Origin of the sequence: Yersinia alsatica (genome assembly GCF_902170305.1) — a bacterium.
GTDB lineage: Bacteria > Pseudomonadota > Gammaproteobacteria > Enterobacterales > Enterobacteriaceae > Yersinia > Yersinia alsatica.
In genome coordinates this window covers 225,608-249,643 of record NZ_CABHWW010000023.1, presented here as the reverse complement: position 1 = coordinate 249,643, position 24,036 = coordinate 225,608, and the positions used below count along the sequence as shown (strand labels likewise).

The following is a 24,036-nucleotide window of genomic DNA, read 5'->3' as shown; positions in this document are numbered from 1 at the left end:
TCGCATTATTCAATTACTTGCCAATGGCCGGTTTTATCTGAACCTACCCGAGTTAACCTGCCTTCTTTTTGTAGTTTGCTAATGGCGCGACCAATGGTTCTAACGTCTTTATTCAAGGTATCAGCGAGTTGTTGTCGGGTCAGCTCGGGCGTGTTACTGAGCAATGCTAAAATAGCCTCAGGCGTTTTAAGACCCGTTACATTGATAAGGGTATTTACAGGGGCGTTTTTACCTTCTTTTAGAGGGGCGCTTACAGAGGCGTTTTGCGCCAGCGTTTGCTGAATAACCGACAACATAAAATGAATAAACGGCGTACTGTCTGCTTGGTTATCGGCCTGCTCAAGGGCGTGATAATAGGCTTGCTGATGGTCTTTAATCACACTTTCTAGCGGCAAAGATAAAAACAACGGATGCCACTTGGATAAAATCAGCGTTTGCCATAACCGCCCCATACGACCGTTACCATCGGCAAAGGGGTGAATAAACTCAAATTCGTAATGGAATACACAACTGGCGATCAATGGGTGATCTTTTGTTTGCTTAAGCCATTGGATCAAATCGGCCATTAAACCAGATACTTGATGGGCAGGCGGCGCAACATGGTGCACCACACCAGCTTTATGGATACCCACGCCTTTACTGCGAAACTCACCGGCATTTACAAGAATATCTGACAGCATTAAACCGTGAGCTGTGAGTAAATCGTCAATGGCGCTAGGTGTAAAGGTAGGCAGTGCATCATAAGCGGCAATCGCGCCTTTTACCTCGGCTAGCTCACGCACGCTGCCCAGCACAGGTTTACCCTCAACAATGGCGGTGATTTGTTCTTCAGTTAAGCTATTGCCTTCAATGGCCAGCGTGCCAGTAATGGTTTTAATGCGGTTTTGCTTGCGCAGTTGCGGCGAGGCATTGAGCTGGCTGGCGTTTAATTCACCCACCTGCTGGCTGATTTGTGCCACCAAGTTCAAAATATCGCTGGTGATGGTAAACGGTGGTTGATAGGCCATTAAGCTGCCTCTTCAGGTTTCGGCCCGCCTGCCGGACAAGCAGGGAAGCTTAACAATAGGTCACGATAATACTCGTATTGCTTTTGGCGGAGTTCTATTTCGCGGGGCAGACCTTCGGTGATTGAGTTGGTGAGAGCGTCGAATTTATCGAGGATTGTAGCTATTCGGTTCTGTTCTTCATGCGAAGGAATCGGAACAACAATCTTTGAAAAGTCGCTTTTATTTATGAGTGGCATTGTTCCTCCGCCCAACTCCCCTTGCCGACGCAGTGCCTCACGCATAGCAGTCAGAACGTGGAATAGGTAGCCGACTTGAACGCTATCATCGGTCAATGTAATTGCGTTGATTTGTTGATTGGGGATGCAGTCGTTAGCATTAATTACTGTCTTACCCATATCAGCGCCGATACACGTGACTAGCAATGAGCCACTAGGGAGCAGAACTTTTGACATCGAAGCTGCTCCTTCAGCTGATAAACGACGACTTGGAAATGCGATGTTTCGCATCCCGTTCTTGATATCGCTGGGGGTTACAAAATCAACATCATTACCCCATGCAGACTTATCTGACGACTTTGGAGTGCGGCCAGTCACGATGTGACCAATCTCCCCCAACGCCTTCCACTCAACGTCACCCTCTTCAAAACTCAACAACTGGTCGCGGTAGTAGTTGTATTGTTTTTTCCGCATGTTAAGCTCGGCTGTCAGCTCGGCGGTCATGGCGGTAAATGCGTCCAGAATGCGCACTATTTCAGCTTGTATTGCCAGCGATTTTTCTGGGTTGTTTGGGCATGGGATGGGGATTTGAAACTGTTTCAGTTTACCTAGGCTAATGATTCCCATACCACCATTTTTATTGGCATTTTCAGCACACCACTTACCGAACTTGAAGAAATAGTGAAACATAAACTTAACATCAACTTTTTCTCTATATTCGTCATTAAATGAAAAGCTCGTTATTTGTTGATTAGTTAGAAATGGCACTTCAATAAGAGCGTGTTCACCAAGTGTTGCGGTTGTAGACATTATTAGTGAGTTGGCAGGAATTAATTTCCCCTTTACCGCTAATTTTGAAACGCTTTGGATAGCAGACTTAAGAACTCTACCATTCGTACGAATATCCTCCATTCTGAACCACGGAACTTCCCCATTAGCCCAATACGCAGAGTTTGCTTTAGAAGGTGTGTATCCATTTTTTAGATCAAATATTTCGCCGACTGGCTTCCATTCAACCTCAACCCCATCCAAGAGTTTCTCTAAATAGTTCAACTGACTCATGACTCAACCTCCTCACCTTCAATTTCCGCCACAATGGCGTCAATATCACTGCGAAGTGCATCAATTTTAGCGACAGTGGTTTTAAGCTCTGCATTAAGCTCTGTAATGTCCACTAGCTCGCGGTTGTCTTTGGCTTCCACATAACTGCTCACCGATAGGTTGTAGCTATTGCCTGCGATAACATCCAAATCAACGGATTTGGCAAAGTGATCCACGTCCTCTTTGCTGGCAAACACTTTCATGATGTCTTCGATGTGCTGCTCAGTCAGTACGTTGTTATTGGTTTCTTTTTTAAACAAACCGCTGGCATCAATAAACTGGGTGGTGGTGTCGGTTTTGTGTTTAGACAGCACCAAAATATTCACCGCAATGGTGGTGCCAAAAAACAGGTTTGGTGCCAGTGAAATCACGGTTTCAACGTAGTTGTTATCTACTAGGTACTGGCGAATTTTTTGCTCAGCACCACCACGGTAAAAAATACCGGGGAAGCAAACAATCGCTGCACGGCCTTTGCTTGATAGGTAACTGAGCGCATGTAATACAAAAGCAAAGTCTGCTTTTGATTTTGGGGCGAGTACACCTGCGGGCGCAAAGCGGTCGTCGTTGATTAGGGTGGGGTCGTCGCTACCAATCCATTTCACCGAATAAGGGGGGTTAGAGACAATGGCATCAAACGGCTTGTCATCCAAAAAATGTGGCTCTGTTAAGGTATCACCCAACTGAATATTAAACTTGTCGTAGTTAATGTTGTGCAAAAACATATTCATACGCGCTAAGTTGTAAGTGGTGTGGTTGAGCTCTTGGCCAAAAAAACCATCTTCAATGATATGCGCATCAAAGTGCTTTTTAGCTTGTAAAAGCAACGAGCCCGAACCCGCCGCCGGGTCATAAATTTTATTCACACTGGTTTGGCCGTGCATGGCCAGCTGCGCGATCAATTTTGAAACGTGCTGAGGGGTGAAAAATTCGCCACCGGATTTACCCGCGTTGGCGGCATAGTTTGAAATCAGGAACTCGTAGGCATCACCGAATAAATCAATTTGGTTGTCTTCAAAATTACCAAAGGTTAAACCTGCCACGCCTTTTAACACGGCTGCCAGGCGTTTGTTTTTTGCTTCTACCGTATTACCCAGACGATTACTGGTGGTATCAAAATCCGCAAACAAGCCTTTGATGTCTTTTTCTGAATCGTAGCCATTGGCTGAGTTTTCGATTGCAGCAAAAATTGCTGCCAAATCCGTATTTAAATTTTCGTTTTTGTGTGCATTAGCCGCCACATTGCTAAACAACTGGCTAGGGTAAAGAAAATAGCCTTTGGTTTTAATGGCATCTTCTTTCGCAAACTTGATGTTTTCATCATCGTCAGACATGGCAGCATAATTAACGCTCTCATCTCCGCCTGTGATGTAGTTGACAAAGTTTTCACTGATAAAACGGTAGAACAGCGTACCCAGTACATATTGTTTAAAATCCCAACCATCCACTGAGCCTCTTACATCGTTGGCAATCGCCCATATTTGGCGTTGAAGTTCGGCACGTTGTTGTAAACTTGTCATTTGTTAATTCCTGCTTTTAATTCGTCATAATTCGTTTATGGGTTACACAATGTTCACTGTCGTCGAACATCATTCGTTAAATCCTGGAGCTAAATTCAAATTTCCGACCCCGTAGAGTGTCGGAGTATTCTTTAACCAAAGTTGGTATTCAGTGCCTTGAAGGCTGTGTGCTTTGGAACAATCCACATGCCATTGGCGAAGCAAATACCCAGCAGTTGCAGCTCTAATCTCAAGCTTTAGAACGCCGCCCGTCATACCATAATCCAGTTCAATCGCTTCGCTGTGCTCTATGCGTGGGTGTGGTACTAACTCAAGCTCCACAAATCGGTTCCATTGCCTGTCCTGGCTTTCGAGCTCCGTTTCAGACAAAGTGGAATCCTCAAGCACACCCGCTGCTTTAATTCGGGTCAACACAAAGTCACGGAACTCATTATGCTTGCGGTCAAAACCACGAACATGCCAACGCAGGCCATTGTCCACCAGCGTATGCGGCACAATTTCACGCGTTGTTTCACCACTCGATAACGACACATAGGTGATACTCAAGGCTTTGCCTTTGTGTATGGCCTCGGTGACCTTCGCTACTATCGATAAACTTGGCTTGTTAAGGTGATAAGGCGCCTCACAAGCAAGGGGTGGTTTTACCTTTCCAGTAAAGCCATCTCCGTACCCTTGGCTAATGGTTGCCAGTGTTCTCACAACGTCGTAGTCGAACAAGGGCTCAAAAGCTTCACCACGCTTATGCAATTTGAGCTTTTGGTCATACTCAATGTTGCCTGGCGCAAGCTCTCGGTACATTGTGAAGTCTTTCGTTGCTTGTGCAGCAGCTATGCTGAACCGATCTACTAAGTCTGCCCGTACCGCTTCTCCCTTAAACAATAAGGTGAAATCGATATGGGCAATGCGATCCCTTGTTGCTTGTGGCAACTGCGCTATCTGCGAAAGCCGATCTGACTTCGCCACTACTGTTTGTTTCAGACCATCATTTGTCATGCGTCTTGTTTATCCAATTCAACCAGTTTCTTAAAACTCTGTTTATAAAGTACGGTCAGACATCGCGTAATCACATTGAATAGTGTCACTCAATGCTGCTCTTTATCCGCAATGACTTAGCAGTCTCTACCGGTTGAAGCTGAACAGATGACCATAAAACACTGAATAGGCTTCAACCTAATTAATTTTATTAGGTGTCATCCTATCACAAATTGTTTTGTAGGGAAGAGTAAGCGGCAACTTTTTGATCTGGATTACAATTGCCGCTGAGTCATGAGCGTGAAGACCTTGTTTCGTGCCAATGCTGATAGCCGCTATCAATGCGCTACCCGAACCAGTGGCACCACGATGTTACCGCGATGAGATCCCCCTTTGTCCGACTCTGTAGACATCGGGACTCGTTGCTCACTTTCCCGAATGCGCCTAGCAACTTCTGCCTGGGCTGGTAGCAATGGCAGCATCCCTTCAGCAATCGCGTCTGGGGCAGACTCTTGGCCACAGGACATCAAGTGCTTCCATGGATCTTTAAGAAAGCGCTCGAACGTGATGCCAAATTCAATGATGCGGGCAGAGACGAAGATTTCGCCCCAGTAGTGAACTACTCGCAGCTAAAGCAGCGAGCTTCCAAGATAACCGCCTAAGCCGCTAGCTTTTCTTTTTTGACGCTTCGTTGGACACCGCTAGTCGAGCTTTTGGCTCGGCTAGTCTTACGATTGCCTCCACGTCCACTATCTGACTGAGTTCTTAGAACTCCATCGTCAGACAACACCGTTCCAGTGTCTAATATTAGATTAATTGCCCGTTTCTTAATGACCAATGATGCGTTGTTGTCTGCATTGTCAGTATTGCCACAATTGCCGCACACAAAGAGTTCTTGTGATTTTCGGTTGTCGGGGTGAGTGTGATCGCACTGAGCGCACTCCTGACTGGTATACGGAGCAGGGATTTTGAATACGGCTTTACCCGCTTGGTAAGCCTTGTATTTGGTGTAGGTTTCTATGATGTGCCAACCAACGTTCAGAATAGACTTGTTTAGCCCTGCCTTTTGTTTGGCTTTATTTGACACATATCGGCCTTGCTCGTTTTGTTTTGCCTTTGGCTTGCGCGTCATGCGTGAGGTACTTAGCGCCTCGAACACAATAACCTTAGCTTGACTATCGACTAATGAACGACTTGTTTTATGCGCAAAGTCATTACGTATGTTCGCCTTTTTAGCGTGATGCGTAGCAATACGGTGCTTAGTTTTGTTCCTGCGGTTTGAGCCTTTAGTTTGACGCGCCAACTTGCGTTGTAGTCGCTTAATGTAGCGATCAACTTTGGTCATCTTCTTTTTCTGATTGTCACAGAAGTCGAACGTCATTGAGCCAGCATGAGCAGGGATGGCAACACCACTGTCTACACCGATAACGCTTTCTTCCAGATACTCTTTTGTTGAGCCTTGCAGAAACGCCAAGTGTTCAGCATTGCTCGATAGCTCAACTTCATTCTTTCCATTCTCATAACAGAAAGACACCGTGTATTGACCGCGCTCTTTACGCACATACAGCGAATTAGGGATCTCAAACTTACGATGCGCTTTAAACGATAAATAACCAATATTATTAGTCTTAGTGCCAATAAACAGGCGTAAATTACCATCTTCACAACGGTCGAAATGGAATACTTCACGGGTAAGATAAATGCTTCCCTTGTCGGTTTTTGGCTTGCGCTTTGGCCGTCCACATGCGCCTTTCATGAACTTTTGATAGGTTTGATACCAGTTAACAGCACTATTGCGGAGTATTTGGCTAGGACACTGGTATAGCCAAGGAGATAGTTCTTTCGATTTAAACTGCGATGTCTTTTGATCAAGCGGCGCGTAAGTACCAATCGGGTAATACTTCCTTGCAAAAGTGCGGTAATACCTTTCCTCATCCACTTTGGCATTCCAAATGCTACGCGCACAGCCCATCCACTGGCTTAATACCAGTTTTTGATTGGATGTAGGGTTAGCGCGGAGCTTGATACCAGTGAGCAAAGAGTACCCCATCAATGACCTGTATGGATATGGCTCTTCGCCGTTATTGGTGGAATCCCATATCCAGCTTTCCGAAATGAAACAATATCGCACGTCGAAATCGTGCCGAATTCCGATATCCCATCGCTTTTACTCTTAGTTGCCTAACTTGGCTATTTATCGCTTCCGCTAGTCCATTTGATAGACCAAAACGCATAGCGTTAAGGATCCCCCAGAGCTTATTCTCTATTGTGTCTGCCACTGCGATTAACGGTTTTAACTCTGTGGCTTTGGCCAACGCTATCCAGTTGCTCCAGCGTTGTTTAGCTCCTCTCACTCGGTTGCTGTACCAGATATTTCTTGCGAGTTCTTTAAAATACCAAGCCAGTGCAGTATTCATCATGGCGGGAACAAGCTTATTAACCCTTTCTTTGTCTGTATCGCACAGATTTTCTTGCCGCTTTAACCAGCTAAAACGAGTCCTATGTGCTTCTTGTCTCATTGATGGTGCCAATCCGAAGAGGTCTGCTTTACGGATCTTATTGACCGCTTCAGTCAGTAATTTAGCGATATGGAAATGGTCAAAGGCTATTTTCCTTTCGGCATTTGGTATGTGTCGTCTTGCCGCCTTAATGTAGGCAGGGCTCATGTCCATACACACCGACTGAGTATGACTTACTGAATTTGCAGGGAGTTGTGCCAAACAATCAGCAAAACTGGTCGCTGAACGCCCTTCTGATACCGCCAGTACTTGCCCTTCGTGGTTTGAAAGTAAGGTGACATATTCATGTCCCTTTTTAAGAGCCGTCTCATCTACTAATAAATGCTGGGTATTCACCGCACTGCGTTTTGCCAAACCACGATTAACCGCTCGCTCCATGATCCTATCAATTGCCCCCCAACTGAGTTTGAAAAATCGGCTGACAGCATTAAGGGTACTCATCGACAACAGCGTAAGGACACGCATTTCAAATAATTCGGTATAGCGGCTACTTTCATTTGCCCAGGGAACCTGAAGGGTCTGGTAACCATGTGTCGGACAGTGAATACGCGGAACATTAGCCTGAATAAGTGTTTGATACTGGCAAGTATCTAAGTGCCGCCATGTTCTCTGACGGGAGTCATAGTGACGACTGGGAGCCTCGCATATTGGGCATTGAATGCTTGATGATGCAGCATATTCAACAATGACAATAATACGCTGATGTTGTTCATCAAGATGAACATTAGAGACGTTCCAGGGAGGGGTTAATCCCAAGATTTGTTGATATAAGGCAGCTTCGCTCATCACTGAATTTTGAGAGTATGTTGTGGGTGAACTTTAACTGTTCCACCACATTCAGTGAAGAGCCATGGATATACAGTATTTTATCATACTTCTTGACGTTTGCAAGTTGCTGCCTTGCAGCTAGTTACCTCTTGCTTGACTCGCCCTTGAAAGGGCGAGATTGCGCAAGCATAATGTTCAATGTAGGTGTCTTGGTACATGGAAAGATTCCTCTTGTTGGTTAAACCATGAGTTCACTTTCCATTTTCCAGAGGTTTTCAAATATGCAAGGCTTACCTTGTAGAGAGCTACAAAGCTTTAAATCGATTGCGGGCATCTTTGTAGTCATAGTGGGCATGTTCTGAGCCACGATGATACAAATCATCCAGGTAAGTTTGTTCCTGCGGCAACTCGTCTTCGCTGATTTCGCGCCACCAATGTTTATTGGCACCTTTAACACCGTCATGCCAGCGGTAACCACGCTCTTTTAAATAGTCCTTTACGTCAAACGGCGCACCAAACGCACGAACTAACACAGTTCGCCTGTCTGCTTCAGACAACAAGTTTGCAACGGACTCGGGCAACAAATGAAACAACCAGGCCATCGCCAAACAATCGGTTGCAGCTCGGTGTCCTTCATAGAACCAACCTAATCGAAGCAGCAGGTACTCAAGTTTTCGACTTTCAAAACCCAGAGCCTTCCAATCTATGCCACTGGCTGAACAGGCCCAAGATAGATGTCCTAATGCAGCAAAACGCTTTTCAAAGAAAGGACGATCAAACTGTGCATTGTGTGCAACCACCAGCGGATCATCGGATAACCAACTCGCTACCACTGCATCATCAATATGCTGGCCTTGCACCATATCATCGGTGATACCGGTTAACTCGGTAATCAGCTCGGGGATTGGCTTGCCGGGATCTTCATACAAGCTGATCACATCAACAATCGACACAATCCGCTGAGCAGATGGGCTGTAAAGCACCTTAACCATACCAAGCTCAATAATGGACTCATCATCGGCAGACAGTCCGGTTGTCTCTGTATCGAGCAGCACCATTGGCTGTTCATCACCGACCACAGGAGAAAGTTCAAGTGGCCAGGACTGCGGTTCACGCGTTAATGGAATCCGTTCCAGCAATCTAAAATCTTCTGGTCTTTCTGGGATATCTGCGAGGCGCTCTAGCGGAAATGGCGCAGGGGCTCTTGTCATTGATGGTTCCTCTTCACTTCTATTGTTCGCTTTGGGTTATCACTGTGCCACAGGTTTCTCTAAATGCACCTTGGATACCTCAGCGTTTTTTTAATCTTTCTACTGGGTGAACCCATGTATGAAGGCTTTGGCTAAGCCTTTCAGAAAGCCTTAGCTAAACCGTTTAGGTAACCCTTACCGATACCCTTTACGTATGGCTTAGCCAACCCCTTTTCAAACAGTTGAAAAAGGCTTGAACTGAGTTCGACTGAGCATTTTAATGATGCTCCTGACTTCGCTTTAAGCCAGTAAATTCAATACGAAGCAGAATTTTACTAACTGTTTTTAAACCCTTTGAAAAGGGTTCAACAAGCCTTGTCTGACGGTTACTTGACCCATGCGTTAACCAGTAGCAGTAACAGGATCAGTAACAGAAACAAGAGCAGTAGGCAGAAGCAGTATTGTCCAAGCCTTGCAGGCTTTGACGAGGGCGAGCAATCCCCCACATCTAGTTTTTCATCACAAAAAAGAAATCACCCACGACACAACGTCTTACTCGAACAACACCAGTTTTACCTACAATTTTACTTGTAGAAATCAGCATAGCATTAGATACTGTATAAACAAACAGTATCAATTGTAATTTTTCGAGGTTCGTCATGAGTGTCTCGCTGATAGGCCGTAGCGGCGCACTTGCCTTCATCAAAGCCAAGCGCCTTCGTATTCCATTGTTCATGGAACGTGTTTCTGCTGGTTTTCCCTCACCAGCGCAGGATTATGTTGAGCAAACGCTCGACCTTAACGAGCTGTGCATCAAGCGACCGGCTGCAACCTTCTTTGTGCGTGTTGAAGGTGATTCAATGATTGATGCCGGGATTCACCCAGATGATATTTTGGTGGTTGATCGCTCTGTTCAAGCCGAACACGGTGACATTGTCATCGCTGGCATCCATGGTGAACTCACGGTAAAGGAGCTTCAGCTGAGGCCATGCGTAAAGCTGATCCCAAGAAACCGGGCGTATGAGCCTATTCATATTCCTGAAGGGACAGAGTTAGAGATATTTGGTGTGGTCACCAATGTGGTGCGAAACATGCGCCGCAAGTCGTGACTATCCCATGCCTGTATTTGCCTTGGTGGACTGCAACAACTTTTACGCCAGTTGTGAGAAGCTGTTTCGTCCTGATTTAAAAGATACGCCGGTTGTGGTGCTGTCCAACAATGACGGTTGCGTGGTTGCACGCTCGCGTGAAGCCAAGTCACTCGGTATTAAAATGGGCGTACCCGTCTTTCAAATCAAAGCTGAAATGCAGCGTCATGGTATTTTGGCATTCTCGTCCAATTACGCGCTGTACGCAGATTTGAGCAGTCGAGTGATGCGCACTTTGGAGGAGATGGCACCACGAGTAGAGGTTTACTCCATTGACGAAGCGTTTTTGGATTTAACCGGTATTGAGTCGGCCATATCCCTTGTCGAGTTCGGACAACAAGTGCGAGAGCGCATAGGCCACTGGATTGGGATCACCGTTTGTGTAGGCATTGCACCGACTAAAACACTCGCCAAGCTGGCTAACCATGCCGCCAAAAAGTATCCGGCCACTCAGGGGGTTGTAGACCTGACCAATCCAGATCGGCAACGTCGATTGCTCGCATTAGTCCCGGTTGATGATGTTTGGGGCGTTGGTAAACGGCTTTCTAAGCGTTTAAATACGTTGGGTATCACCACAGCCTTAGACCTCGCCAATGCCTCTCCTAGAGCCATCAGAGACCAGTTTTCAGTAGTTTTAGAGAGAACCGTCAGAGAGCTCAATGGTGAGTCGTGCATTGAACTTGAAGAGATCCCGCCAACTAAGAAGCAAATCGTCTGTAGCCGTTCATTTGGCGTAAAAGTAACGCAATTTGAATTGTTACGTGAGGCCGTATGCGAATACGCAACCCGCGCCACTGAGAAGCTACGCAAAGAACAGCAGCAAGCCAAAGTGATGACCGTGTTCATACGTACCAGCCCCTTTAAGGACAACGAGCCGCAATACAGCAATTCCGCATCGGGCGAGTTGTTGATCCCCAGTTGCGATACGCGTGATTTTATCGAGCTGGCCAATCACTTACTCAAGCGGATTTGGAAGGATGGTTTTCGTTACGCCAAAGCGGGCGTCATGCTGTCTGACTTTTACGATCCTGGCATGTTTCAACCAGGACTATTCGATGACGTATCGACCCGCTCCAATAGCCAACAGTTAATGTCTGTATTGGACACCATTAACCAAAGCGGTGCCGGAAAGGTTTTCTTTGCTGGACAAGGTACGAAGAAAGATTGGTCGATGAAGCGAGAGCATTTGTCTCCCGCTTATACAACACGCTGGGACCAGTTACCGCGAGTGAAATAATGAAAAAAATGTAAATTAACCACACAGCTAGACATAGAAAGGAGCTTTACTAAAAGTTTATAGGCACAAAGAACAAAAAATGCTGTCACTGTCATAAAATCCAACACCATAGGCATCACCTCCACTAACGTTTTAACGACTTCAACTTTCAACCCGCATCGGTCCGTAGACTGGTATCCGTCCGTTATCGTAGGTATTTTCTATGTTGCTGTGGGCCGGGTAATGTCTAAGCTATCAGGATTTCCAATCCTCCGCAAGAATGCCGAAATATAACTCAATGTATAGAAATCGGACTCTAGTGTGTTTAGCTTCGACAAGTTATTGATTAGGTAGTTAACGCCGAATTCATCAAGCAAAAAATCCAGTGCAATTGTATTTACTTTGCCGCCCTTCCTATGAAGCACCCCGGATTTTCTTATACAAGGATTCTCTCTCAAAACATCAACAATACTCATTAAATCAGAAGGATACTGAGCACCATCAGGAAAACTGTTATATACCTTGCTGTTTTGAAACTGCTTACATGCATGAGTGTTAGTACTTAAAATATAACAATCAACAAATTCGACACCATGTAACTGCATTCGCTCAAAGGAAGTTGAAATCAAAATGCATCTTTCAAACTTAAGGCCGTCATGTGTACACTTTTTAAAATGAGTTCCCTGTAAAAAACAGTTTTCAAATCTCACATTATTGAGATTGCAATATTTGAACTTTGCACCAACCAGAGATGTATTTTTGAAATGTGACCCGCTAAATACGGAGCTAAAACTCGAAGTTTTATTGAAGTTTTTGTTGTAAAATTTAGTGTGCTCTGCCTGCTTTTGCACATAACTATATCGATTATTTTTTTTGTTCCTTGCCATAACTCTTCCTGTTAAGCCTAAATTTTCAAACAACTATACAACAGGAGAACCTAGTCTCCTTGATTTTTAAGGAAATCATATACGCCATTTCTGTTTTTTTGCTGCTTTAGAAAATCAAATACGTCAATATGCATTGACTCTTCGACGAAGCATGTTGAGCTTATCAACCTGGCGTCGAATATCACTGAAGAATTCTTCTTTCTCCATGGCCAGCGCTAACTCCCATTCTTTGGCTAGACCTTGGCAGTCCAAAAATGAGTATCTCAGCTTCGTCTTTGAAATACGCAGTCCCTTGCTAAAGACCACGCGCTTGCCTCGTTGACCGTGAAAGCTGTTGATGTACCACTCTATGCCAAAGCCATACTTAAAGTCTCTGATACGGACACCAAGCAGCCCCCAGTCTTTAAAGGGCGCATTCTCGCGAACCTTGTAATGGGTAACCCAAAAGTCATCAACTTCAGCTCGTGCCAGTGCTTTTAGCCTGTCCGTTTCTTGCTGAAGTAAATCTGATACCTCTGCTTTCCATTGTTCATTGACGATTTCTACCAAACCAATTTCCCCATCCAATTAACCCCAAAAGCCAAAACCACTATCCGTTTGGCTTTTGGATCGAAACGCCAAACGTAAAACTGCCGTAACAATCACTGTTTGGCGTCTCGATATAAATCAACTCGCGCAATCCCATACCTGACAGGCGATACAGCCCGATTTCACTTAAAAACGCTTAAAAAGACGTATCGTCATGAAGATGCAAACCGTTTGGCGAGTTCAGGCCAGAATGCAAACGACGTTTGGCGTCTCGATTTTTTTGGCTCAGTCATCCGCCGCCAAACAGCGCCTATTCTCATACTTTTGCGAAAATGCAATAGGCAGATAGATGAAAGGATTTGTCACCTTTCTGCCCACCGCCAGTGCACCGAATCCTGATAATGACATTTGAGTAAACCGCCAGAGCACATGGAAATGCCCAAGCGTGAACAGCGCGGTTGATTGAAAACCGTTAGAGCACTTTGAGTGCACAGGAGATAAGTATGTTTGTACTAGGCGTAGATATCGGTTACTCAAACCTGAAGCTGGCAATTGGCCAATCAGGCAGTGAACCGAAAACCATTATTCTACCTGCGGGTGCCGGTCCAGCGGATCGTATGCCGGAGCGTATCGGTGGAGGCGATGATGAAACTTGTTTGTATGTGTCAGTCGATAATGAGCGTTGGGCCGCTGGTGTTTCTGCTGGACGCCTTCAAGGCTGGGAACGAGAGCTTCACCCGGAATATCCCACCACAAAAACCTATAAGGCACTTTTTCATGCCGCCTTGTTAATGGCTGAAACAGAATCCATCGATTTGGTTGTTACTGGATTACCGGTTTCCCAGTTTAATGAACCACAACGTAAGTCAGACCTTGTGAAGCGTTTAAAAGGTGTCCATCAAGTAACGCCTAAGCGCAGCATCACCGTTCATGACGTCAAAGTGCTGCCGCAGCCTGCCGGTGCCTATATGGATCTGGTTCAAACAGGTGGAGATTTGGGCTTGATTGAAGAAGGTCGCGTCGTCGTCATAGATCCCGGCTTTTTTTCTGTTGACTGGGTTGCCCTTGAGGCCGGAGAAATTCGCTACAGCTCATCAGGAACCAGTCTTCAGGCAATGTCCGTGCTACTGGAAACCATTGATAAGCTGATTTCGGAAGATCATGGTGCCAAAGTGGGTATGGATCGACTTGAAAAAGCCATGAGAACCGGCGACTTGCAGGTGCTGCTATTTGGAGAAAAAGTCGATATTTCACCTTATCTGAATGCTGCCATGAAAAAGGTAGCGCCTGTCGCTCTTACAGCCATGCGCCAATCCATGCGTGACGAAAGCATCAATGCGGACTTGGTTTTGATCGCCGGAGGGGGAGCCTTGGCTTATAAGGAAGCGGCCAAAGAGATTTTTTCACGAAGCAAGATCATCGTGCCGGAACAGTCTGTTTTGGCGAACGTCCGAGGCTTCTGGTTTTATGGGGCCTGATCATGAGAGTTGTCGTCAACATTCCCCCAGGGAGCCACCCTGAACTGCTAAAAGAATTAGAAAAGACGCCGCCACGGGAACGCGCTGAGCGTCTGCGGATGCTGGCCACCTTTGGGTTAATTCACATGAGCCAACCCAATCTATCCACGTCATCTGCACCGGTGGATGGCCATGCACCAGATGGTAAAGTGCCTTCTATGAGTACAGCGCCAGAACCCAAAGCAGAATCACGTAAACAATCTTTAAAATCAAAACTAGGGCTGGGCTTATAACATGGCGTTATCAGTTAGCTGGCTCGATGCCAGGTTAAATAAGGAAGCAAAAGAAACCGTAGTAAAAGCCGACCGAGATGGGCTAAGTGCTCGGGTATCGCCCAAGGGCAAAATTGTCTTTCAGTTTCGTTATCGTTTCGATGGCAAGCAACAGCGGGTAGACATAGGTACTTACCCACTTATGAAGCTTGCTGAAGCCAGGAATGAGCTGGATAGGTTAAGGGCTATACTTGATCAAGGCCGAAACCCTAAGCTCTACCTTCAGCAGGAACGGGCTAAGTATTCTGCCAACCAAAGCTTCGAATCGATTTTTCGAGACTGGATAGACTCTGCCGGTAAGCAAGGGCTAAAGGAGAAAACGTGGCACTACCAAAAACGCAGCAGTGAAATATATTTGCTGCCCCGACTTGGCAAGTATCCATTAACTGACATCACTGAATTGTCCTTGCGAAACTGTCTTCGTGAGGTTTCGGAATCGTCTCCGTCAAACACAGAGCGCCTAGTGTCTGTACTGCATAAGTTCTATGACTGGCTGATTGATGAACAGATCTTGGAAATTAACGCTGCCGCTGGGATCACAGCAAAAAAGGTTGGCGGTAAGAAAGGCAAACGAACTCGGGTGCTAAATGACAACGAGATCAGGATACTTTGGCGCTATTTGCACGAGTCAAAAATTACTGAGAAGAACCGCATCTACATAAAATTGCTTCTGCTATTGGGCGGTCGCAAGGGCGAACTCATTCAAGCTGAAAAGCATCACTTTGACTTGCAATCTGCAATGTGGACAGTGCCTATAGAGATCCGCAAACAAGGTGAGAAAATTGGAGCGCCGATCATGCGGCCATTAATTAAACCAGCTATCGAGCTGATTGAACTGGCGATGCAGATGAGCAAATCAACTTACTTGTTTCCCGCGAACGGACAAGAAGAGCTTGCCACAAATGGCTTTGATACCACTATTCCTAACAATGTGAAAATCTGGGCTCGCAGGTCGCTTGGTATTGAGATGGAACACTGGTCTATGCATGATCTTCGCAGAACGATGCGAACGCGAATGTCTGCCATCACGACGCAAGAAGTTGCCGAGTTGATGATTGGCCACAGCAAAAAAGGGTTGGATGCTATCTACAACCAATATCAGTACCTGGATGAAATGCGTCATGCTTACGACGTTTGGTATCAAAAACTAGAAACCATCATCGAGCCGACAGGCTTTCCATTCAACTGGCGTTTCGGACAATAAAAGAAAGAGGCTCAGTCCTCTTTCTTCTCATACTCTTCCAAGTCTTCAATGTGCCAGAGTTTGTTTCGCGTATTTCGGTTGATACGAGGTTGCGGCAAGCTGCCATCTTTTATTCTTCGCCAGAGCGTCGTATAGCTAATGTGGTAACGAGCCATCACTTCGTAAGACGTTAGAAAAGGGGTTACCTGGTGCGCTACTGCTGTCATCTGCATTCTCCTGAAAATCAATGTAAAGCTATCATCGCCTGATTCATCACTAGTTGATGGTCAGAAAGATGCATGATTTGTTCAGAAGATCAGCCTTATCAAAACACCGGTATCATTGTGCAGTTTACAAAATTTCTAGTTTACGGCGCTAAGCGCCGTAAAATCGCGTGAAGTTAAACCATCTTTATCGATATGCACGCTCTAGCAACTAAATAACTGATCCTAATTCTGCTACAGCTCTGCCAGTCCATGTTGGTTCCCGGGATAGGGTGAAGCGGTTTCCATAAATCGCTTCACCCTTTGCAGTAACTGCCACATCTGCGAACACTTATGATTGCGTGTCACCGTTTCATGAAGTGCATGCCACAGCTTCTCAATCTTATTCACCCAAGGGCTATAAACAGGCTGAAACAATAGCGTGAACTTGGGATTGTTACTTAGCCAAGCCTGCACTTTTTTGCTCTTGTGAATGATGTAATTATCCACGATTAATGTGATAGTTTTTGCTTTGCGATAGCACTTCCGAAGCAATTCCATCAGCTTAATAAACAACGCCGAACATTTTGAGTCGCTGCCGACATATTTCACTGTGCCAGTGCCAGCATGTAAGGCACCCGCAAGATAATATTTTTCGTTCTGGCCAGGTGTTGCCACTAACCGTTGTTTCCCGCGAAAGCCCCAGTCTGCCCCTATCTTCGGATTTAAATGGATATCCACTTCGTCTTCATAGAAGACGGGATTATCGGCATTACAGTTATCCAACGCAGCTTTAATCGCCGCTAACTTTTCGTCCTTATGTGGGTCACGAATTCTGAGTGTCGGAGCGGCCCGACGCCATACTATCCCGAGTTCGGGCATCCATCGGCGTAACGTCGAACTATGAATATGAATTCCTGCATGTTTTTGTAATACTTTGGCGAGCAACTCTGTACTCCAACGACTGCGCTGGTAGCCTAAATCTTGTGGTGACCAAGGGATTAAAAAATGCAGCAGCTTCACTATGGCATCGCCGGGTAAGTATGGAGGTTTACCCAACTCGGCATCTTTCAATCCGTTTATCCCCAGTTCGCTATACTTGCGACACCAGCGATTTACGGAAGAACGAGCAGCGCTAAGCAAGCTAGCGACTTTCTGTCGGGATAGTCCTTGATGCACAAGTAACACGGCATTTGCGCGACGGCTGAAACGTTTATCTTTGCTTCGCTGGACGATTTTCTCTAATCGGCGTCGCTCGGCACGATCAATCAATGTTATTCTGTTCATACTCAGTGTGGATGTGTATTAGTGACCGTTTGGCGACTGATCTGATCGCTCATTTCACACTGAGTTCCCTTCTCGGGTGATCTACACTTCGGAACAGTTATTTAGGTGTTCAGCGTAGCGGTATGCTTCGTAAGTGCGTTTCGATGGCTTCAATCACTGATTTAGTAAGTGGTAAATGCGCTTTTTCTTTCGCCCATACCTCATGGAAGCCTGCTACGGTTTGCTTTGCGGTATCTAACACCAATTTTTCTGGCAACATGGCTTTGGCCGCTAAGTGTGATAGCTCATCCAGCGCGAAATCGCTGAATTTCTTGCTACGGCTCACCTTCAGCGACGCACTATCATCTGGGATATAAGGAATGGTTGAAACAAAGTCATAAGCAGGTGCAATAGACGCTGTGCGCTTATCTTTGTAGATCAAAGACCAATTCTTCAAATGCATATCGGCATTACCAATCAGGGTATTGAACACCAATCTGCGCGTAAACTCTGCGATGTCTTCGTCTTGGCCTTCGATGCCGATAACCTGAGCAATATTGCGCATACTGGCTTTTTTGTATTTATCTTGAGGATAAACGCCAAACACTTGCGCAAAGTCCTCAATGTGCACAGTTTGACCATCTGCACGGTCAAAACGTTTGATCACAAACGCACTGTCACCAAATTTGCCAATGCCATTTGGGATATTAGCAATCCGATTAATAGGCAGTAGCTGCGTTTCTGGCACGTCCATTCCCAACATCCGAGCCAGTTCCATCATTGAATATTCATTTTCTGGCACAGCGTCAAATCGAGACGACGGTAATTTTACAATCCAAGAGCCACCTTGACCGGTTGCTGGGATCGTTAAACCGCCATTTGCTTGCTGCACAGCTGAAAACTTCAATTGCACTCCCGCCAATGAAAAACGCATTGGTCCATCTGTCTTCGTTTCATCTTCTATGTCTTGATGCACATTAGGTGGTAAGGCTTCACCATTCGCAGGCTCAACCGTGATTGCGCCAGCCAAATCCTGTCCAAGTACCCACAATAGAAAAAACTCCCGCGCTGGATTAACACCGGCACGCTCAGCCAGGTAATGACGCATGGTTTCTTCTGGCAAAAGGTTAGAGAAAAACGGAGTTAACTTGGTTTGGGTCGGTTTGAAGTGAGTCAGCAGGCCACCGAGCGAATCTTTAAAGCCAAGTCCTAACACAGGACGCGATTCGTCATGAATGTACGAATCCATAAAGGCAAAAAGCGTTCTGTCATTGCCCACGTTGGTGATCGTTGCAATGGGTTCACCGTAAAGCAAAACGTTGAGCGTAGAGACATGGTTAGTCATTGTCGTCTTCCTCTAACTGATATGCGGGCGACATTGGCTCACCCTCGTCGCTGATGCCGTTAACACCTTGGCCACTTCGAATGATCGACTTGATGGCAGGTACAGATTTTTTTGGCGCAACAAATAACTCTAGGTCCAGTACACGGGCAAGTGCAATCAAACTGGATATTCTTAAATCAACACTGCCAGACTCGATTTTCGAAATATGGCTTTGAGGCACACCCGAACGAGCACTTAACTCTCTCTGGCTAAACCCCTTTCGTACCCGAGCTTCTCGAAGACTTTCTAGTATCTGCTCTGTTACATAGCTCATTTCGATACGCCTTAATGCATCACTTAAGAATAATTATATACAAAAACATATCACAGCAACTCAAATAACACAAATTTGATTAGCCATTACATATCAAAAGCCATGACCTGATACATAATTACATATAAGTAGAAGGAGATTTTTGTCATCGACAAAAGAGCGATACTCTCCCTGATAATCGCGAACTGACGCATCAAACTCCCTAAGTACTTTTGTCGCTCAGCCCTTATACAGCAAGGGCTACAGAAGAACTCGCGTCAAATCGCCAGAAGATAAGTGCAACAAAGAGGAAGTTTGTACACAGTTACAGGAAATTTTGTACACACAAGTCGAAAAACAAGTGCAAAATGATGGTGTAAACAGCAACTAAATTTGAAGGTAAGTCTGATATCTCAATTAGAAATAACCGTATTGGTTCGCTTCAAGCATCTTCAAAAACAAACACTAAAGCAAAAATTACACCAACAATAAACTCCCTCATTAAATTTTGTAATTTGGTACAGAAGAAAACATTTACCAAAAAAGAGACTCTTTTTAACGGTAGTACTTTTTACGTCAAACCCAGTAACCACAAGGCCTACAGACAGGTTTGTGTCATGGAATTTTCGCCAAAGGCCTCTAAAACGGAATTTGTACTCAAGTTTGTACACACTTTCTGAGGTTACGCTTGAACATCATTGAAAAGCAAATAAACGAGAAAAAGACAAAAAGCCTTTAAATTCAGTACGTAGAGATGTGATTGTGGTGTGCAATGAAAGGTGATTTTAAGCGTTGAAAGGCTGGGCGGCATCAGGGTGAGAAATGATCGCGAAAGTACGTCTTTTCGCGACTTCCTGTGCATATTCACTTGGAGACATAGTTTGAATTTTCTACTTTTAGGCCGCCCTGCTCTGGCATTACATCGGGTGTAATGCGTGATTCAGGAAAGCGGGAATCGGTGTTATAGCGCGGTATTTTCCCTGATTTAACCGGGATAGACAATTTATTATCCGTAAAACGGCGCTACCCCATAGGTAACGCCATCATAATGGCATCTTCGCGCCCATTGACACTGGGATAATAGTTGCGGCGCACGGAAACCTCGTTAAACCCGAGGCTTTCATACAAGGCTATCGCGCCTGCATTTGAGGCCCGAACTTCAAGCCAAAGTGTGAAGGTATTACGTGTTTCCAACTGCGCAATCACATGTTCAAGCAGCAAACGACCATAACCCTGGCGCTGATGCTGTGGGTCAATGGCAATATTAAACAGCGTGGCTTCATCCAATACCATTTGGGTAATAGCGAAGCCGACCATGTGCTGATCAACAGTCAACTTGAAATTGAGATAGCGCTCACCTTGATTACTGGCTAAGGTTTTTTCCGTCCACGGAAAAGCGTGGCTGGCTTGCTCAATTTGATACGCTGTGGCCAGATCGGCTGGCGTCAGGATAGAAATCTGCTTCATGATGACAAATCTGCTGCCAAAGTGCGCGCTTAGCGCTCGCGTCTTGATAAAGTCCGGCCAGTGCCGGGCTGTGTAATTGTGCACCCGCAACGGTAAGTGGTTCACTGATGCCCAATCGCCAACTATTGCACTGTGTTTTTTCGGGTAACATCGCCACCTGGTCCGGTGTCAGCACATAAGCCTGACCTGGAGTAAGCCCCAAGCTGCGCAACACATCGCACAACAGCGGGTCATCGCGTTCAGGAAGCGGGTCTGCCACAATTAACAGGCGGGTATCTTCGGGTAAGTGTATCGCAATTTCACCCTGCAAGACGGCTGGGCGGCGCAATGTCCACTGCGTGATGCCAAGCTGTTGTAACAGTAAGTCTCGTCTTGATGCCATGCCCTTTCCTGTCAAAGCAACCCCTATTTCGACGCTATGCTAGCAAACCCATCGAACATGCGCCAACAAACCTCTATTTAAGGGATATCAGCAGGTCATATTTAGCTAATCAGTTTCAGATCTGTTTTACGTAAGCGCTTTTGTTCCTGATAAAAATTCTCATGGGAACTGAGACTTAAAAGATACAATTCAATTTTCTGTTCAACCCAACTGTAGCCCAACAGCGTCAACTGATGATTGAGTTGAAACTTATGCACGCGAAGGTAGCTCAGGTCGCCTTTCTTTAGCTCCCCCATTTCCGGGTTAGCAATAATTTGCTCGATTTGATCTTCAACAACAGTCAGTTGCTGTTCAGACAGCCGACTCAACGCTTTAGCGAAACGGCCACTTTCATAAACATCAATCGTCTGCCCGCTTGGTTCTTCTGACATAACGTGACACCTTCTTATTTTCGATTTCGCTTTTTGCCAGTAAGGTCTCCAGAATAAAGCTGTAAGGCAAATCAGGATTATCCTCAGCGATACGACCAATCTTTGCCCAGTGCTCGATCTGCTTTGGCACGCTGCGGCTCGATGCTTCTGCGTGAATTTTAACGTCAGCGACAAAATTCTCATCAAGACGAATACTGATGGCCATTGCTTTACTCCTCTTTGCGCAATTTTTAACGTGCGTAGCTGCACTTTTCGTGGTGTAAAACGCCCTGCTTAGCGAACAGATTACACACCACCAGATAATGCGACAACAGTCCACAAAATGCAACAAATTGTCGCAAGCAAGCTATCAGTTATGAGTCTAAAAAATACAAAAATAGAGGTTGGGCCAACAAACCTCTATAATCCCCGATTATATTATTGAGGAGCCAAAGACTGATGTCAGCATTAACCCCAGCCAGTGAAGTGATACTGCGCCATAGTGATGAATTTATAGCCCGCCACGTGTTGTTTGCCGGTGATTTACAGGATGCGCTGCCAGCGCAATTTGATGCCGCCGGGGTACGGGTTCACACCAATCAATATCACCACTGGCAATTACTGAGCAATACGCTGGAAGAGAATGTTCAATTCGGTCTTTTGGCGACAGCTGAAACCGTCGCCACCTGCGACACGCTGGTTTATTACTGGCCAAAAAGCAAACAAGAAGCCCAGTTCCAACTGGCTAACCTGCTCTCTTTATTGCCAGTCGGCAGTGATATTTTTGTGGTGGGTGAGAACCGCAGTGGCGTGCGCAGCGCAGAAGAAATGCTGTCCGATTTCGCACAACTGACCAAGATTGACAGTGCTCGGCGTTGTGGTCTTTATCATGGCCGCCTGGATAAACAGCCAGAATTTGATGCCGATGCCTGGTGGGAGAGTTATCAGGTCGGTGATGTGACAGTGAAAACATTGCCCGGGGTATTCAGCCGCGATTCACTGGATTCGGGTAGTCACCTGCTGCTGTCAACATTCAGCGAGCCGTTTAAAGGCAGCGTGTTGGATGTCGGGTGTGGTGCCGGGGTATTAGCATCGGTTCTGGCGCAGCAATCACCCAAAATCAAATGGACACTAAGTGATGTGAGCGCAGCAGCCATTGAATCCAGCCGAGCTACATTGGCGGCGAATAATATTGAAGCGCAAGTGATTGCCAGCAATGTCTACTCTGACATTAAAGGCCGTTTCGAGATGATTATTTCAAATCCGCCGTTCCATGATGGGATTCAAACCAGCCTGACTGCGGCTGAAATGCTGATCCGCGGGGCGACCGCACACCTGCATGTGGGCGGTAAATTACGTATCGTGGCGAACTCCTTCTTGCCTTATCCTGCGCTGCTGGATGCCGCATTTGGCAGCCACGAAGTATTGGCACAGAATGGCCGGTTTAAGGTGTATCAGGCAACTGTCGGGCGCCCGCCACGTGACCCTAAGAAAAAACGTTAATAATTAGGCATTAAGATAGACCATCCCTTCTGCGCCGTAGCGCTCACCCGCTGCGGCATGGAAGGGGAATACTGCATCAAGCGCCGCCAACTCTTGCGGGCTGAGCACCACATCAACTGCAGCTAAATTCTCTTCCAAATAAGTTCGGCGTTTGGTTCCAGGAATTGGCACAATGAAACTTCTCTGCGCCAGCACCCAAGCCAATGCCAATTGCGACGGTTTAATACCTTTCTCTTGCGCCATTTTCGTCACTGTATCGGCCAACGTCAGATTCAGGGCAAAGTTGTCTCCCTGAAAACGTGGATTATTACGGCGAAAATCATCAGCAGCCAAATCATCCGGGCTACGAATCGCTCCAGTGAGGAAACCCCGCCCCAATGGACTATAAGCCACAAACCCGACACCTAAACGTTCACAGGTTGCCAAGACCGATGTTTCGACATCGCGCGTCCATAGTGAGTATTCACTCTGTACTGCGGTAATCGGGTGTATCTGATGGGCTTTTTCTAATGTTGCCGCTGAGACTTCACTCAGGCCGATATAGCGAATTTTTCCGGCAGTGACCAAATCAGCCAACGTACCAATAACCTCTTCCACTGGCACACTTGGGTCACCACGATGCTGGTAATAAAGGTCAATAACATCGACCCCCAGTCGCTTCAGGCTGCCATCAATAGATTTACGGATATAATCGGGATGACTGCTCACTCCCCGAACGGCCGGATTTGCCGGGTCACGTACAATACCAAACTTAGTAGCTAAGAAGACTTGATCACGTTTTCCCTTAATTGCCCGTCCCACCAACTCTTCATTGGTAAATGGACCATACATATCAGCAGTATCCAGCAGAGTGACGCCCAGTTCCAGCGCACGATGCAAGGTGGCGATGGATTCATTGGCGTCTTGATTGGTGGAGTAAAAATCACTCATTCCCATGCAACCAAGACCGAGAGCAGAAACCAGCGGACCATTTGAGCCTAATTGACGTTGTTGCATTGTGATATTCCCCATTAGTGATGTCGGAATAAAGTGTGGTTGTTTCGCTGAGAAAGATAAATAATGCAGATAGCTCACCACTGTTCAAAAAACGCCAACAATGGGCAGGTATAGTTAATAAGCAGGTATAGT

25 protein-coding genes and 1 pseudogene are annotated in these 24,036 nt (G+C 46.0%); 6 read left to right on the top strand and 20 right to left on the bottom strand.

Going from position 1 to position 24,036, the window contains the following annotated elements; all coding sequences use genetic code 11:
• Positions 1 to 5: 5 nt before the first annotated feature.
• From FTA96_RS12785 to FTA96_RS12750, 8 genes are all read right to left on the bottom strand, one after another.
• The gene (locus FTA96_RS12785) at positions 6 to 1,007 is read right to left on the bottom strand and encodes a Fic family protein (RefSeq protein WP_145573960.1); all 1,002 of its coding nucleotides are present in this window, start codon (positions 1,005 to 1,007) and stop codon (positions 6 to 8) included.
• Complete coding sequence (locus FTA96_RS12780) at positions 1,007 to 2,284, bottom strand: restriction endonuclease subunit S (RefSeq protein WP_145573959.1); 1,278 nt, start codon at positions 2,282 to 2,284, stop codon at positions 1,007 to 1,009. Before FTA96_RS12780 ends, FTA96_RS12785 begins: the two co-directional genes overlap by 1 nt.
• Positions 2,281 to 3,840 (bottom strand): type I restriction-modification system subunit M, encoded by a 1,560-nt coding sequence (locus FTA96_RS12775; protein ID WP_145573957.1) that lies wholly within the window; start codon positions 3,838 to 3,840, stop codon positions 2,281 to 2,283. The genes FTA96_RS12780 and FTA96_RS12775 overlap by 4 nt, the downstream gene beginning before the upstream one ends.
• Positions 3,841 to 3,909: 69 nt before the next feature.
• The gene (locus FTA96_RS12770; RefSeq protein ID WP_145573954.1) at positions 3,910 to 4,833 is read right to left on the bottom strand and encodes a WYL domain-containing protein; all 924 of its coding nucleotides are present in this window, start codon (positions 4,831 to 4,833) and stop codon (positions 3,910 to 3,912) included.
• Between the two features lie 317 nt (positions 4,834 to 5,150).
• A complete protein-coding gene (locus FTA96_RS23845) occupies positions 5,151 to 5,339 on the bottom strand; it encodes a hypothetical protein (protein WP_453894816.1) in 189 nt (62 codons plus the stop codon).
• A 131-nt stretch (positions 5,340 to 5,470) separates the two neighbouring features.
• Entirely contained in the window at positions 5,471 to 6,850 is a 1,380-nt protein-coding gene (locus FTA96_RS12760) for an RNA-guided endonuclease InsQ/TnpB family protein (RefSeq protein WP_145573951.1), read from the bottom strand.
• 43 nt (positions 6,851 to 6,893) lie between these two features.
• Positions 6,894 to 8,117 (bottom strand): ISL3 family transposase, encoded by a 1,224-nt coding sequence (locus FTA96_RS12755; RefSeq protein ID WP_145573948.1) that lies wholly within the window; start codon positions 8,115 to 8,117, stop codon positions 6,894 to 6,896.
• Between the two features lie 287 nt (positions 8,118 to 8,404).
• Complete coding sequence (locus tag FTA96_RS12750; protein ID WP_145573946.1) at positions 8,405 to 9,310, bottom strand: 3'-5' exonuclease; 906 nt, start codon at positions 9,308 to 9,310, stop codon at positions 8,405 to 8,407.
• Between the two features lie 638 nt (positions 9,311 to 9,948).
• Between FTA96_RS12750 and umuD the strand changes: the two genes are divergently transcribed.
• Both umuD and umuC read left to right on the top strand, forming a co-directional pair.
• On the top strand, positions 9,949 to 10,398 hold the full coding sequence (gene umuD, locus FTA96_RS12745; protein WP_032479288.1) for a translesion error-prone DNA polymerase V autoproteolytic subunit: 450 nt from the start codon (positions 9,949 to 9,951) through the stop codon (positions 10,396 to 10,398).
• Between the two features lie 7 nt (positions 10,399 to 10,405).
• On the top strand, positions 10,406 to 11,674 hold the full coding sequence (gene umuC, locus FTA96_RS12740; RefSeq protein WP_145573944.1) for a translesion error-prone DNA polymerase V subunit UmuC: 1,269 nt from the start codon (positions 10,406 to 10,408) through the stop codon (positions 11,672 to 11,674).
• A 200-nt stretch (positions 11,675 to 11,874) separates the two neighbouring features.
• Here umuC and FTA96_RS12735 read toward each other — a convergent pair whose 3' ends face one another.
• Together FTA96_RS12735 and mobI are read right to left on the bottom strand one after the other, a co-directional pair.
• Positions 11,875 to 12,540 (bottom strand): pentapeptide repeat-containing protein, encoded by a 666-nt coding sequence (locus tag FTA96_RS12735; protein ID WP_145573942.1) that lies wholly within the window; start codon positions 12,538 to 12,540, stop codon positions 11,875 to 11,877.
• A 123-nt stretch (positions 12,541 to 12,663) separates the two neighbouring features.
• The gene (mobI, locus tag FTA96_RS12730) at positions 12,664 to 13,089 is read right to left on the bottom strand and encodes a conjugative transfer protein MobI(A/C) (RefSeq protein WP_201284758.1); all 426 of its coding nucleotides are present in this window, start codon (positions 13,087 to 13,089) and stop codon (positions 12,664 to 12,666) included.
• A 482-nt stretch (positions 13,090 to 13,571) separates the two neighbouring features.
• Between mobI and FTA96_RS12725 the strand changes: the two genes are divergently transcribed.
• The 3 genes from FTA96_RS12725 to FTA96_RS12715 are packed head-to-tail and all read left to right on the top strand — an operon-like array spanning position 13,572 to position 16,061.
• Complete coding sequence (locus FTA96_RS12725) at positions 13,572 to 14,546, top strand: ParM/StbA family protein (protein ID WP_145573940.1); 975 nt, start codon at positions 13,572 to 13,574, stop codon at positions 14,544 to 14,546.
• A 2-nt stretch (positions 14,547 to 14,548) separates the two neighbouring features.
• Positions 14,549 to 14,818, top strand: a complete 270-nt coding sequence (locus tag FTA96_RS12720; RefSeq protein ID WP_040513628.1) for a hypothetical protein — start codon at positions 14,549 to 14,551, stop codon at positions 14,816 to 14,818.
• A 1-nt stretch (position 14,819) separates the two neighbouring features.
• Positions 14,820 to 16,061 carry a tyrosine-type recombinase/integrase gene (locus tag FTA96_RS12715; RefSeq protein WP_145573938.1) on the top strand — a complete coding sequence of 414 codons (1,242 nt, stop codon included), beginning with the start codon at positions 14,820 to 14,822 and terminating at the stop codon, positions 16,059 to 16,061.
• Positions 16,062 to 16,072: 11 nt separating this feature from the next.
• On the opposite strand, the gene FTA96_RS12710 is transcribed toward FTA96_RS12715, so the two are convergent.
• The 9 genes and pseudogenes from FTA96_RS12710 to FTA96_RS12670 form a co-directional block, all read right to left on the bottom strand.
• On the bottom strand, positions 16,073 to 16,267 hold the full coding sequence (locus FTA96_RS12710) for a helix-turn-helix transcriptional regulator (protein ID WP_000127614.1): 195 nt from the start codon (positions 16,265 to 16,267) through the stop codon (positions 16,073 to 16,075).
• Between the two features lie 231 nt (positions 16,268 to 16,498).
• Positions 16,499 to 17,530, bottom strand: coding sequence for an IS630 family transposase (locus FTA96_RS12705; RefSeq protein WP_145573936.1), 1,032 nt, complete (start codon positions 17,528 to 17,530; stop codon positions 16,499 to 16,501).
• Between the two features lie 109 nt (positions 17,531 to 17,639).
• The gene (locus FTA96_RS12700; protein WP_145573934.1) at positions 17,640 to 18,854 is read right to left on the bottom strand and encodes a type II toxin-antitoxin system HipA family toxin; all 1,215 of its coding nucleotides are present in this window, start codon (positions 18,852 to 18,854) and stop codon (positions 17,640 to 17,642) included.
• The gene (locus tag FTA96_RS12695; RefSeq protein WP_109248253.1) at positions 18,847 to 19,167 is read right to left on the bottom strand and encodes a helix-turn-helix domain-containing protein; all 321 of its coding nucleotides are present in this window, start codon (positions 19,165 to 19,167) and stop codon (positions 18,847 to 18,849) included. Before FTA96_RS12695 ends, FTA96_RS12700 begins: the two co-directional genes overlap by 8 nt.
• Positions 19,168 to 19,946: 779 nt before the next feature.
• Positions 19,947 to 20,024, bottom strand: a pseudogene (locus FTA96_RS23775) (GTP-binding protein); the annotation flags it as partial.
• 145 nt (positions 20,025 to 20,169) lie between these two features.
• The gene (gene rimI / locus FTA96_RS12685; protein ID WP_050133287.1) at positions 20,170 to 20,613 is read right to left on the bottom strand and encodes a ribosomal protein S18-alanine N-acetyltransferase; all 444 of its coding nucleotides are present in this window, start codon (positions 20,611 to 20,613) and stop codon (positions 20,170 to 20,172) included.
• Positions 20,558 to 20,995, bottom strand: coding sequence for a DNA polymerase III subunit psi (locus FTA96_RS12680; protein WP_050109526.1), 438 nt, complete (start codon positions 20,993 to 20,995; stop codon positions 20,558 to 20,560). Before FTA96_RS12680 ends, rimI begins: the two co-directional genes overlap by 56 nt.
• 101 nt (positions 20,996 to 21,096) lie before the next feature.
• Positions 21,097 to 21,426 (bottom strand): type II toxin-antitoxin system RelE/ParE family toxin, encoded by a 330-nt coding sequence (locus tag FTA96_RS12675; protein ID WP_050109527.1) that lies wholly within the window; start codon positions 21,424 to 21,426, stop codon positions 21,097 to 21,099.
• A complete protein-coding gene (locus tag FTA96_RS12670; protein WP_050109528.1) occupies positions 21,395 to 21,631 on the bottom strand; it encodes a TA system antitoxin ParD family protein in 237 nt (78 codons plus the stop codon). Before FTA96_RS12670 ends, FTA96_RS12675 begins: the two co-directional genes overlap by 32 nt.
• A gap of 233 nt (positions 21,632 to 21,864) precedes the next feature.
• Here FTA96_RS12670 and rsmC point away from each other — a divergent pair, with 233 nt between their 5' ends.
• Positions 21,865 to 22,908, top strand: a complete 1,044-nt coding sequence (gene rsmC, locus FTA96_RS12665; protein ID WP_050121638.1) for a 16S rRNA (guanine(1207)-N(2))-methyltransferase RsmC — start codon at positions 21,865 to 21,867, stop codon at positions 22,906 to 22,908.
• A gap of 3 nt (positions 22,909 to 22,911) precedes the next feature.
• Here rsmC and FTA96_RS12660 read toward each other — a convergent pair whose 3' ends face one another.
• Entirely contained in the window at positions 22,912 to 23,904 is a 993-nt protein-coding gene (locus tag FTA96_RS12660; RefSeq protein ID WP_050109530.1) for an aldo/keto reductase, read from the bottom strand.
• Positions 23,905 to 24,036: the final 132 nt, after the last annotated feature.

Coding starts and splice junctions, on each gene's coding strand:
- umuC (WP_145573944.1), top strand. CDS start 10,406: ATGCCTGTATTTGCCTTGGTGGACTGCAACAACTTTTACGCCAGTTGT.
- FTA96_RS12695 (WP_109248253.1), bottom strand. CDS start 19,167: ATGAGCTATGTAACAGAGCAGATACTAGAAAGTCTTCGAGAAGCTCGG.
- FTA96_RS12775 (WP_145573957.1), bottom strand. CDS start 3,840: ATGACAAGTTTACAACAACGTGCCGAACTTCAACGCCAAATATGGGCG.
- FTA96_RS12670 (WP_050109528.1), bottom strand. CDS start 21,631: ATGGCCATCAGTATTCGTCTTGATGAGAATTTTGTCGCTGACGTTAAA.
- FTA96_RS12700 (WP_145573934.1), bottom strand. CDS start 18,854: ATGACTAACCATGTCTCTACGCTCAACGTTTTGCTTTACGGTGAACCC.
- FTA96_RS12750 (WP_145573946.1), bottom strand. CDS start 9,310: ATGACAAGAGCCCCTGCGCCATTTCCGCTAGAGCGCCTCGCAGATATC.
- FTA96_RS12680 (WP_050109526.1), bottom strand. CDS start 20,995: ATGGCATCAAGACGAGACTTACTGTTACAACAGCTTGGCATCACGCAG.
- FTA96_RS12725 (WP_145573940.1), top strand. CDS start 13,572: ATGTTTGTACTAGGCGTAGATATCGGTTACTCAAACCTGAAGCTGGCA.
- FTA96_RS12770 (WP_145573954.1), bottom strand. CDS start 4,833: ATGACAAATGATGGTCTGAAACAAACAGTAGTGGCGAAGTCAGATCGG.
- FTA96_RS12720 (WP_040513628.1), top strand. CDS start 14,549: ATGAGAGTTGTCGTCAACATTCCCCCAGGGAGCCACCCTGAACTGCTA.
- rimI (WP_050133287.1), bottom strand. CDS start 20,613: ATGAAGCAGATTTCTATCCTGACGCCAGCCGATCTGGCCACAGCGTAT.
- FTA96_RS12710 (WP_000127614.1), bottom strand. CDS start 16,267: ATGACAGCAGTAGCGCACCAGGTAACCCCTTTTCTAACGTCTTACGAA.
- FTA96_RS12780 (WP_145573959.1), bottom strand. CDS start 2,284: ATGAGTCAGTTGAACTATTTAGAGAAACTCTTGGATGGGGTTGAGGTT.
- rsmC (WP_050121638.1), top strand. CDS start 21,865: ATGTCAGCATTAACCCCAGCCAGTGAAGTGATACTGCGCCATAGTGAT.
- FTA96_RS23845 (WP_453894816.1), bottom strand. CDS start 5,339: ATGTCCTGTGGCCAAGAGTCTGCCCCAGACGCGATTGCTGAAGGGATG.
- FTA96_RS12705 (WP_145573936.1), bottom strand. CDS start 17,530: ATGAACAGAATAACATTGATTGATCGTGCCGAGCGACGCCGATTAGAG.
- FTA96_RS12735 (WP_145573942.1), bottom strand. CDS start 12,540: ATGGCAAGGAACAAAAAAAATAATCGATATAGTTATGTGCAAAAGCAG.
- FTA96_RS12715 (WP_145573938.1), top strand. CDS start 14,820: ATGGCGTTATCAGTTAGCTGGCTCGATGCCAGGTTAAATAAGGAAGCA.
- FTA96_RS12785 (WP_145573960.1), bottom strand. CDS start 1,007: ATGGCCTATCAACCACCGTTTACCATCACCAGCGATATTTTGAACTTG.
- FTA96_RS12755 (WP_145573948.1), bottom strand. CDS start 8,117: ATGAGCGAAGCTGCCTTATATCAACAAATCTTGGGATTAACCCCTCCC.
- FTA96_RS12675 (WP_050109527.1), bottom strand. CDS start 21,426: ATGTCAGAAGAACCAAGCGGGCAGACGATTGATGTTTATGAAAGTGGC.
- umuD (WP_032479288.1), top strand. CDS start 9,949: ATGAGTGTCTCGCTGATAGGCCGTAGCGGCGCACTTGCCTTCATCAAA.
- FTA96_RS12660 (WP_050109530.1), bottom strand. CDS start 23,904: ATGCAACAACGTCAATTAGGCTCAAATGGTCCGCTGGTTTCTGCTCTC.